The sequence below is a fragment of the Flavonifractor sp. An100 genome, assembly GCF_002161175.1.
In the GTDB taxonomy this organism is placed as follows: domain Bacteria; phylum Bacillota; class Clostridia; order Oscillospirales; family Oscillospiraceae; genus Lawsonibacter.
On sequence record NZ_NFMA01000040.1, the window covers coordinates 1 to 10,742 of the forward strand.

At 48.2% G+C, this 10,742-nt stretch carries 10 protein-coding genes; 2 read left to right on the forward strand and 8 right to left on the reverse strand.

The window, feature by feature from the left end:
• Positions 1 to 290 precede the first annotated feature (290 nt).
• From B5E43_RS14390 to B5E43_RS14410, 5 genes are read right to left on the reverse strand one after another with little or no spacing between them, the layout of a single operon-like run.
• The gene (locus tag B5E43_RS14390) at positions 291 to 3,281 is read right to left on the reverse strand and encodes a DEAD/DEAH box helicase family protein (RefSeq protein ID WP_087288199.1); all 2,991 of its coding nucleotides are present in this window, start codon (positions 3,279 to 3,281) and stop codon (positions 291 to 293) included.
• Entirely contained in the window at positions 3,278 to 4,156 is an 879-nt protein-coding gene (locus tag B5E43_RS14395; RefSeq protein ID WP_087397829.1) for a hypothetical protein, read from the reverse strand. Before B5E43_RS14395 ends, B5E43_RS14390 begins: the two co-directional genes overlap by 4 nt.
• 11 nt (positions 4,157 to 4,167) lie before the next feature.
• Positions 4,168 to 6,123, reverse strand: coding sequence for a site-specific DNA-methyltransferase (locus B5E43_RS14400; protein ID WP_087288194.1), 1,956 nt, complete (start codon positions 6,121 to 6,123; stop codon positions 4,168 to 4,170).
• On the reverse strand, positions 6,110 to 6,928 hold the full coding sequence (locus B5E43_RS14405; protein WP_087397831.1) for a hypothetical protein: 819 nt from the start codon (positions 6,926 to 6,928) through the stop codon (positions 6,110 to 6,112). The genes B5E43_RS14400 and B5E43_RS14405 overlap by 14 nt, the downstream gene beginning before the upstream one ends.
• Before the next feature lie 2 nt (positions 6,929 to 6,930).
• The gene (locus tag B5E43_RS14410; protein ID WP_087288191.1) at positions 6,931 to 7,059 is read right to left on the reverse strand and encodes a DUF4391 domain-containing protein; all 129 of its coding nucleotides are present in this window, start codon (positions 7,057 to 7,059) and stop codon (positions 6,931 to 6,933) included.
• 303 nt (positions 7,060 to 7,362) lie between these two features.
• Between B5E43_RS14410 and B5E43_RS14415 the strand changes: the two genes are divergently transcribed.
• Positions 7,363 to 7,659 (forward strand): type II toxin-antitoxin system RelB/DinJ family antitoxin, encoded by a 297-nt coding sequence (locus B5E43_RS14415; RefSeq protein ID WP_087288189.1) that lies wholly within the window; start codon positions 7,363 to 7,365, stop codon positions 7,657 to 7,659.
• 2 nt (positions 7,660 to 7,661) lie between these two features.
• A complete protein-coding gene (locus tag B5E43_RS14420) occupies positions 7,662 to 7,997 on the forward strand; it encodes a type II toxin-antitoxin system RelE/ParE family toxin (RefSeq protein ID WP_087288187.1) in 336 nt (111 codons plus the stop codon).
• Positions 7,998 to 8,380: 383 nt separating this feature from the next.
• Here B5E43_RS14420 and B5E43_RS14425 read toward each other — a convergent pair whose 3' ends face one another.
• From B5E43_RS14425 to B5E43_RS15290, 3 genes are all read right to left on the reverse strand, one after another.
• Positions 8,381 to 8,755 carry a recombinase family protein gene (locus B5E43_RS14425; RefSeq protein WP_087397833.1) on the reverse strand — a complete coding sequence of 125 codons (375 nt, stop codon included), beginning with the start codon at positions 8,753 to 8,755 and terminating at the stop codon, positions 8,381 to 8,383.
• Positions 8,756 to 8,769: 14 nt separating this feature from the next.
• Positions 8,770 to 10,470 (reverse strand): recombinase family protein, encoded by a 1,701-nt coding sequence (locus B5E43_RS14430; protein WP_164475101.1) that lies wholly within the window; start codon positions 10,468 to 10,470, stop codon positions 8,770 to 8,772.
• A gap of 92 nt (positions 10,471 to 10,562) precedes the next feature.
• A partial coding sequence (locus B5E43_RS15290) for a hypothetical protein (protein WP_206407011.1) occupies positions 10,563 to 10,742 on the reverse strand: 180 nt, incomplete at its 5' end.

Consider the following 10,742-nt stretch of genomic DNA (forward strand, 5'->3'; position numbering starts at 1 on the left):
CACAGCGCCAAATACTGAAGACCTTCATGGAAGTTCCCTTCGTACAGGGTGGTTGTGGTGCCCTACGAGGCCCATGAATGTCTGAGGTCCCACCGGGGTGTGGACCTCACCGGAAAGCTACGAGTTTTAGGCTTTCGCCTGATCATATTTTAGAACAAGCGTTCCCTGCCGTCAATATTTGAATTTGCACTTTCTCTTTGTCACGGCGGAAAGTGAATCGCCCCCTTCTGGCAGAACAAAGGATTGGGATACATAATGTACCTCAATCCTTCGTTTCAGCAGTGCAATTCTTAAACCAAACGCTCGGTAAACCTTTGGAAACTATCAGCTTTCATGAACTTTGCATCATTACCAAGAGCGGCAAAATGTTTTTCTCCGCACCGAATCTTTGCTTGTTCTTTAGGACGAAGATCCTTGCCCTCAATACTTCCCTTCGTTTCTACAACAAAGTAGAGTTTATTGAGTCCATTATCCTCAATGACGACAGCCCAATCCGGGTTGTAGCTACCGAGGGGCGTGGGAACCTTGAACCAATTGGGAAGTTTGGCATATACTTTTACACTTTCGTTGCTTTCAAGCTTTTCCGCAAATCCGTGTTCCACATCGCTGTCATAGACCACATAGTCATAGACAGAACGATGGCTCTCAAACATATTTCGCTCAAGGTATCCGGTGAGTTCCTCTGAGTCAAAGAGTTCCTGGGCATAGAACTCTGTGTCCCCCAATTTTGTGTATTTGATGCCATCCAAAATGAAGAGTTGCATAGTGGAACTGATCAACTTCGCTACTTGATCCATATACGCCTGGGGATTCTTTTTGAACAGATTAAGCGTCTTGCTCTCAGTCAGGATCTTTACGATGGTTCTGCGGGTCAGGCCAGTTCGATTTTGCAGATAAGTGATGATGTCAGGCAACTGCTCCTTGCCATCGGTGGTCTTTACGGAGAGCCGTTGGGTTTCAGTGGTGTCCACACCGCCCTCGGACACCTGCACCTTCGCTTTGGTGTACATCAACTTGGCCGCCCCTACATCCAGATCCAACTGCATCTTCTCGCAGCACTGTTCTACCAGCTTTTCAGAGTCAAAATCTACCCTGTATGTCGTCTTGTATTTGATTCGATCCCAGAGTTCCTTGAATTCCTCGCTCAGAAAACGCTCTTTGTTCAGGTGAACTGTCCGCTTATCATTTGCAGGTTTGATATTCAGGCCACTGGCAGCCTTCTTGCATACACCGGCGATGGCATGCTTATGCTCGACCAGCTCCACTGGAACCTGCAGGGTATTCATTTTCAGTGCAATCTTCAGCGCATCGGTCACCTTGTCCTTTTCGTCCAGGTAGCCGCACTCTTTGAATGCCTGATAGATATGTTCTGACTTCTCAGCACCCAGATAAGCCATAGAACCGTCCGGCTGCTGAATGGGGATATTGGCAAAGCTGTGGCTTTCCAGAAGGCCAAAGCGGATACCCTCATCCTGCTCATATTCTTTCTGCAAGGTTGCGGCAAACCTTTCATAACTCTCATTGGCCATGACAGTCAGCGTGTTGATAGCAAAACCATGCTGCCGCTCACCGTTCTGATTGACACATAACCGTAGGCCACGTCCAATTTCCTGACGCTTTTTAACTTCGCTTTTCGTCTCATTCAAGGTGCAGATCTGAAATACATTGGGGTTATCCCAGCCCTCCCGCAAGGCTGAGTGAGAGAAAATGAAACGGAGCTTACTGTCAAAGGACAGTAGCTTTTCTTTGTCGCGCATGATCAAGTTGTAGGCCGACTCGTCTACAGCCGTAGTGCCGCTGGTGTCCTTCCACTCCTTGTCAGAGTTTCCGCCCTTCTTGTCGCCGGAAAAATATCCTCCATGCACCTCATGGGGCAGGGACTCCAAATCAATGTCCTGATCCTGAAACAGCGTCCGATACTTGGGCCGCTGGATCAGTTCCCGATAGTTCTTCTCAAACATGTCGGCGTAGATACCGTTGTGGCGCACCCCATCAGTGTCGTAATAGCGGTAGTTGGACACTTTGTCGATGAAGAATAGGCTCAGCACCTTAATGCCCCGGCGGTTCAGAACCAGTTCCTTGTTCAGGTGCTCCTCAATGGTCTTGCGGATCTGCTGTTCCTTGATGGCCCGGTCATCAATGTCGCCCACCGCCTCACCGATCCGCAGGATCTCCGGTTTGGTGGTAAAGCTGACATACTCATTGCCCTTCTCACAATAGATGTCGTCTACCACATAGCCGTTGTACACTTCCCGATAGCCGGACAGCTTCTCGGACAGGTCGTCCCCCTGGCGCACGGTTACCGCTTTGCGCTTGATCGTACCCTTGACCTCACAGTCCAACTCGATTTTGGCCGTAATGGGAGACTTCTTGTTGTCCACCGACAACAGTTTCATATACGCCTTGTTGTGGTAGTCCAGACTCTCAAAGCTGGCTACCTCGATCTGCTTTACCAACTCCAGATCGAAGGCGTCCACCGCGTCCAGTTTGTATACCAAATTGTGCTTTTCCACATGGGTGGCGGAGTAACGCAGGGTACACAGGGCGTTGAGGGATTCCATAGCTTTTTTAGAGGCCGTGGCGCCTTTGCCCTCTACGCTCTGGGGCTCGTCCACGATGACGATTGGATTGGTCTCCTGGATCAGGCTGATGGGGCGCATTCCGTTAAGTTTGTCAATGGCCCGGTGGATAATATTGGCCTTATTTTCTTTCTCCGGATCGTCAAAGCTCTTTCGAAAGGCGGCGATATTGATGACCATAATGGAGATGTTATCATTGACAGCGAAAGAGCGTACCTCCTCCGGCTTGCTGCCATCGTAAATATAGGTGTCATAGACCACATTGTTATAGATGGTCTGGAAGTGTTCCTTGGTGATCTCCAGGGACTTGGCCACTCCCTCTTTAATTGCGATGCTTGGCACCACAATGATGAACTTTTTAAAACCGTAGGCCTTGTTCAGTTCAAAGATGGTGCGCAGATAGACATAGGTCTTTCCGGTGCCAGTCTCCATCTCAATGTCAAAATCACAGGCCCCTTTTTTCAGCATCTTGGCCTGGGGCAGGCCGTTGCGCAACTGCACCGCCTGGAGGTTTTCCAGGATCTCATCCTCGATCAGTTCCAGCTTGTTGGCAATACCGTTATCTGTGGTCATCTGCCCTGCGTCATCCTCCATTGTGACGGTGAATACGCTCCGTTTTGGCGTCTGGCCGCGAAAGAGATCTACCACAGCGGAAACTGCTTGCTCCTGATATTGGAGGTTGGCTTCAAATTGGAGTTTCATTTGTCAACCCCCGTCTGCTTAATTTCCTTGATTTTATCCTTAGCCGTTAAATATGGAACTGCAGCAAGGCAAGACACAACTAAGTTGAATGTTGTATCATACCATTTTTCAAGTTCGTCTGGTGACATTTTCATAAAAGTAGCATTGGCTAATTTATCTTTTCCCGTCCAATGTCGGGCGCCGATTTTGTTAAGCAAAAAGGTAGTATCGTTATAGAGAGGATAAAATTCTGTTCCTTTGATTTGCGATTCTACAGCTTCTAATTTCTTAGATAGCGTACAAAGTATCTCACCTTTTCGCCTTATATTTCCACAATTATCAATTCGATTATATTCGGTCAGGCTGGGTTCAACATCAGGATCTTTCTGGGAAATGATTGTCGCTAAATCATCTTTGAAAATCACATATACTTCATTGTTTTCTTCGTCTACCTGACATTTGCAATGAAATTTTTCCAAAAGATATTTACAATTTTGGAATAGCATTTCAAGCGCATTTTTGTCTGCGATATATGCTATTGCATGTGCTTGTGCTGTTTCGATAGTTGCGTGAATCCGCAACCAACAATTCAAGAGAAATTGTATGAAATCTAATAATTGTTCTTCAGAAACCTTTTTTTCTACAAAATCTTCTGGCGCAATGTTGAGTTTGGAACGCATCTCCTGTAAATTGATAAATGTTCCCCGCAGATTCCAGTTTTCAAATTGCAGATCGCGAATATAGTCCTCAAAAGTATACATAGGCGGCTTTCGAGTTCTCCATTCATCATATGTACCCATGGTGCGCCAATTTGAAAAAATAGCTTCCAACTTTTGATATTCATCAAATAAATCAAAGGAAGGGAATTTATTTTTTTCTGAAATTCTCTGTCTCATACTTTCTTTCCTCACACTGTCGTAAACGCGTCCTCTTCCAGGCCGGCGCGTTTGAGAATCTCCTTGATGTTGACCTTGGCGCTGTCGCTTTCAAAGCCGTTGTCTTTGAACACGACCCGCCAGACCTCGGAGGACTCCTCCTGGCGGAGCGCCGCCATGCCTTCGGCCACTTCGGCGGTGATGTGGTCGTCCAGGCAGATCATCAGGGCGCCCATGCCGATGTCGTACACATTCCGGCTGGCGATGATGTGGGTCTCCAGGGGCCAGGTGAGCTCCATGCCCATTTTCAGCATGATCTCATAGACCACATCCAGCTCGCTGCGGCCCTCCACATAGTTGCTGATGCTGTCAAAGAGGGTGGTCTCCAGGTCGTCATAGTCCGGCTGCCACTGTTTCAGGTTGGAGCTGTCCAGTTTGAACACCTTAAAGCCGATGTCCGGGACTTTCCTGGGTTCCTCGTCAATTTTTAACTGGGCGTTCTGCTCCTCGACCTCCGCCTTGATCTTCTCTCCGGCCCGGCGGATGCGTTCCTTGCCGATCTCACAGATGTTTTCAAAGCCTGCATTGGCTGCCTCGGTGCCATCCGCACAGGGTTCCGGTAGCTGCACCATGATGAATTTGCGATTACCACCGTCCTCAGCATTGATCTGCATGACTGCGTGAGCAGTGGTGGATGAACCGGAGAAAAAATCGAGTATAATATCATTCCCATTTGTAGCCAATGTAAGTGGCCGCATTATTGTTCCAAGTGGTTTTGGCCTCGGAAAAACCTCTTTATCAAATTTCAAATCAATAAACTGCTCTGTACCTCTTTCACTATTCACATCTTTAAAAGTCCATGCAGTAGTAGGTTTAACACGCAAATCGTCTGTGAGATAGTCTTTTTCTACAATCGTCCATCTATTTTTAATCTGCATATAATTGGGAAGCAGTACACTTTTTCTCTCAAGCGCAGTTTCTAATCCCACACGCCATCGGCCTTCTGTTCCATCATCTTTCATTGGAGCAATCTTTATATAGCCTTCCGGAATGGTACTTTCATAAGTTGGATAGAAATCGCCTGTTTTTTCACAATACATAAAATAATAGAACATATTAGGTCTATCAGAGCGCTTATCACTATCTCCGGTCTTGCGTAAATCAATGTGTCTATAGCGCCTTCCGTCATCGTCAATTTTATTGTATCGTTTTATCACATTTTCCTCAGGGGCAAATCCTATCAGCGACGCCTCTCTCTTTTGATAAACCATAATATATTCAAAAGCGGTCGCAAAGTTTTTCTCGTCCGAGCGTCCCTTTGGATTGTTAATATTAGCAATACACGCAAGGAAGTTCATCTCACCAAAAACTTCATTGCACAGCTTCTTCAAATTATTGACCTCATGCTCATCAATGCTGATAAAAATCGTCCCATTTTCCTTAAGTAAATTACGGGCTAACCGCAAGCGAGGGTACATCATGTTAAGCCAGTCAGTGTGGTAGCGTCCATTGGATTCTGTATTTGTTCCCGTATTTCTACCTTCATCATCCACCTGGCTGGTAATGCGCTTGTAATTCTCAACGCTGTCAACGAAGTCATCTGGATAGATAAAGTCACCGCCGGTGTTGTAGGGCGGATCGATATAGATCATCTTGATCTTCCCATGGTAACTCTTCTGCAGCAGTTTGAGCACTTCCAGATTGTCGCCCTCAATGTAGAGGTTCTGGGTGTCGTCCCAGTTTTTGCTCTCTGCCTCACAGGGGCGCAGGGTGCCGGTAGTGGGGGCCTGCGCCAGCCGCAGGGCCTTTCCCTTGCCGTTCCAGGTGAAGTTGTAGCGCTCCTTTTCGTCGTCCACATACTCTCCCAGCACCTGCTTGAGCTTGTCAAAGTCGATCTTTCCCTCCTCAAACACATCCGGGAAGATCTGCCGCAGCTGCTCTATATTCTCCGCCGCCAAATCCGGCGTTTTGCCGTCAAGTTTTGTCATCTGTGGTGGCCTCCTTGCAATATTCTGAAAGTACTTGTTCTCCAAGGCTTCTGAGTTTTCCGTTATAAATTATAAAACTTATATGAAATTGGACTCGATAGTTCTGGGGGTTATAACACTCAAAAGCAAGATTGATTTGAACCTTGTTCTTATCTATCCCCATAAAATTGTGGGATGAAGCAATAAATGAAACACTAATTTTTTTCGTTTCCTCCGACGCCATACCATTTTGTGCTTCAAATACAGGCATAAACCTTTGGAAATCAGTTCCTCCTATCGTATGGAGCGTAGCTTTCACAATTTTAAGCCCATAGATCTGGAAATTTGAAATATTTTTTAGCCCAAATGTAATATACCCTATTTCATGCCCGCCAATAGCACTATTCTGTAGTTCAAAGCCAATATCAGCTCCGTGTAAAAAACCAATATCCCATTTTTGATCTTCAATTTTGTATCTTAAATCTGTAGTATTTAAGACGCTGAAAACAGGGAGTTGTGCCCTGTGTTGCTCTTCTATCAATTTCAAGTTTAGCTGCGTGGCTCGATTATTCTGTATAATTGATACAACACCTAAAGCGATTGTTCCTATAGCTGCTAATGATGCGCCATAGAATCCAAGCGCCTCTCCGACAGATAAACTTGTATTTATCAAGATACGGCAATTATCACCTATAAAATATAAGATCCAGATAAGTAATGGAATCAAAATAAAAGTGATTGTAACGCACCAGAAGCCCCATTTATATGGCGCTCGTCTTATATGCTGTGTAATACTTTCACATAGCTCCTTTAATTTCTCATTCATTTTTATTTACCCGAGTTCTCCAATTTCTTGATCTTCATATTCAGCTCCACTTTCCGGCTGAACTGGGTCTCCTTTTTCAGCTCCACCCGCAGGGCTGCGATCTCCTTCTCCACCCGCTCCCACTGGGCCAGGAGCTACCGGGCCTCGCCGCCGGTCAACTTGTCTCTGAGACCTTCGTGAAACAGATCTTTTTTCTTACAACAGAACTTTTCGCTGCAAAACTTCCTGATTTTATCATAGTATAACATAACATCCGCAATGAATCTACCAAAGGATTTTTGAATTTCATTTTATTTCCAGACGGACACATCCGGTTAGCTGCTCTCCCTAATTGAAACCATTCCAGTCACCACTGGCTCCGTACTCACAGAATAAAATGTATTGCAAAACGCCACACAAGATAGTATAATCATGACAGAAAGGCGGTGTTTCCTATGGCGGGCAAAACGGCCAATGTAACGGCGCGGGTTCAACCGGAGATCAAGCAGAAAGCGGAGGCAATTCTGGATCAGTTGGGTATTCCGGTGTCTGTGCTGATCGATTCCCTTTATCGACAAATTATCATGACGAACAGTATCCCCTATTCCTTCCGGATCCCTACGCTCCCGACGCGGGACGGACTGTCGGAGGAACAATTTGACCAGATGATGGAGAAGGGACTGAAACAGGCTAAGGTAGGCCAGGGGATGGATCTGGACGCCGCGTTTGCCCGTATCAGTAAGAGTATCTGAGGATGGAGTATCAAGTCAAACTGACCGACTACGCAGTGGAACAGCTGCAGGAAATCGTCAGCTATATCTCTAACGTGCTGCAGTCTCCAGAGACTGCCCGCCGATGGCTGGAAAGAGTCAAGTTGGAAATCTCTTCCCTGCGCACGATGCCAAATCGCTACCCTCTGACGCCGGAAGAACCGTGGCGTTCCGAGGGAATCCATAAAATGCCGGTGGAAAACTTTCTGGTGTATTATTGCATCAATGAAAGTCAGAGAATCGTATGGGTCACCGTTGTTGTCTATGGCCGAAGGGACCAACTCCAAGCGCTTCGGAATATGCCGAAGGATCAAGGTTAACCGCGGCTGCAATTATTCTTTGTTTACAGCCCCCCAATTCCTGAGCCGTGGACAGCGTAGAAATAACTTGTTTCATCCTTCCATCCGAGTTATAATACAGGCAGCCGGAAGCAAAAAAGCGCTCCCCCCTCCTTGTCGGTGAAAAACACCGGCAGGGGCTGGGGGCGCGTTTCTGACCACAGGACATACCACACACCGCTTCGGAACACATGGAAACCGGGTGGTCAAAGAGGTCTGAAGATGAATTGGATTGGAGCAAAAAGGGTTAAAAACCACATAAAATACCCAGAAAAAGTTTGAAATCGGCCTTCGGGTCCAAGAGGCCCCGGGTTCGAATCCCGGCACTCCGACCATGCGGAGTGTCCTTATGGGATCTGAGTATCCTACAAAGGACACTCCGCATTTTTTATTGTCAAAATTGGGGCAGCGCCGTTTTCGTCAAACAGCAGCCGATCCCGGATGCACAGGAGCTTTACTTTATGCCGGGTGAGCAGGTCAATGTAGCTTTGGGTCATGCCCCACTCCCGGCCTATCCGGGTCAAATTATGGACTAACACCACATCCACCTTGCCAGCGACCACAGCCTCGGTCACCTTCTGGAGCGCCGGGCGGTCTAATGTGAGCCCGCTGCCGTATTCATCCGCAGCGCCGATGATAGTATATCCCGCCTGCTTTGCGTAGAGCTGGAGCAGAAACCGCTGGTGTTCCAATGCGAAAGAATCTTCATGGGCGACACGGCAATAGAGAAATGCTCTCATATCCCACACCACCTTTACACCGCCGGGGCGTAGCTTAATGCTACGCCTTTTCTTGTTTCCAGCAGAATATCCCGCTCGGGGATCTTCCGGCGATCCGGCACCTCAAAGGCACCGATGCAGTTGTAGTGGATCGTCACCCGCTGATTGGTAACACCGTCCTCCTTGACCGCAGGATAGACCTCGATATACTCAATGAGTTCGGCAACCATGCGCTTGGTGATGGCGGTGGCGTCGGTGTAGCGGCGTACCGTTTCCAAGAAGGTATCCACATCCATCCGCGTATCTTCCAGCTTTTTCAGCTCCAACCGCAACGCCTTGATTTTCTTGGCGTTTTCGCCCTGCTCCTGCTCATACCGCTTGGACATTTTGGCAAACCGGGCATCGTCGATCTTGCCGGACACATTGTCCTCATAGAGCCGTTCAAAGAGCATATCCAGCTCCTTGTCCCGGGCCAACAGCCCATCCAGCTCTCGCTTCTTGCGTACCCGGTCATTTTCCGCCACCTTTGCCGAGCGGCCCACCATCGCCTTGATGAAGTCGTTTTCGTATTCGTTAGCGAAGCAGGCCAGACGGTGTACCTCGTAGAGCACGACCTGCTCCAAGAAGTCCAGCCGGATATAATGGGTAGACGAGCATTTGCGGAGCCCGGAATTGTGGTTCTGGCAGCTAAAGAATTTAATATCGTGGTTGCCCTGGTTAAAATGGAAATTCAGATTGCCGCCGCACTCCGGGCATTTCAGATAGCCGGAAAAGACGTTGGGCTCTTGGGTAACGGTGGGGCGCTTGCGCCGTGTCCCGGCTTTTAACGCCTGCACCTTTTCCCAAGTTGGCCGGTCAATGATAGGCTCATGGACATTGAGGAAGATCGCCCGGTTCTCCTCCGGGTTCTCAATCCGGCGCTTCATTTTATAGGATTTGGAATAGCTTTTGAAGTTGATAACATCGCCACAGTATTCCTGCGTGGTCAAAATCTTCTTGATTGTGGTGTGCCCCCATTTTGTGGGCTCCACGGTGCTTTTGGAGCCACCTCTGCTTGTGCCCTTGCTGCGCCAGTAGTAGGTCGGGTTGACGATCCCATCCGCACCGAGGGCAGCGGCAGTTTCAGCCAGCCCGTACCCGTCCAGCGCCATGCGGTAGATACGGCGTACCACCTCGGCAGCCTCCGGGTCAATCACCCAAAACCGGGGATCGTCCGGGTTCTTGATGTAGCCATAGGGCGGCGGGGAGAGCGGAATCCCAGCGTTGCCTTTCATCTTATTGACGATCCGGCGCTTCTTGGAAATATCCTTGGCGTAGTATTCATTCATAATGTTCTTGAACGGGGTGAAATCATCTTCGCCCTCGTCGCTGTCCACGCCATCGGAAACGGCCACCAGCCGCACATCATGGAGCGGGAAAAATTCCTCGGTGAGCTTGCCCACCTCAATGTAGTTCCGGCCCAGCCGGGAAAGGTCTTTCACGAATACCGCCGAGATGTACCCGGCCTCGATTGCAGCGATCATCTTCTGAAAGCCGGGGCGCTTCATGGTAGTGCCGGTAATACCGTCATCCACGAAAAAGATCGTGTCCGTGTAGCCCTTGTCCTTGGCGGCCTTCTGGAGAATTTTCTTTTGGTTCTGGATGCTGTTGGACTCGCTGTCCATGTTATCGTCACGGCTCAGTCGGCAGTAGAGAGCTGCTGTGCCGGTAGAAATTTTCTTGCTTGACTGTTTCAAAATATCCTCCTTCCTGCAATCAAGCAAGAGGTTCTTATCTATGTATATTATACCTCTGCCGACTGCCCGTGTTAAGGATGTCGATGGAACAGTTAAGCTGGCTCCAAATCGGCCAGCATCAGCTTCAACAGGATGTCACGCATGGACTCGCCTTTGTCCTTGTAGACGGGCGTGACAATGAATTGGATTTTGCCGACTTGATAGGTGTATTCCTCCTTGACGGGTACGGGATCTTCCATGTGGGCCTCCTTCCAGAGCGATACGAAACAATG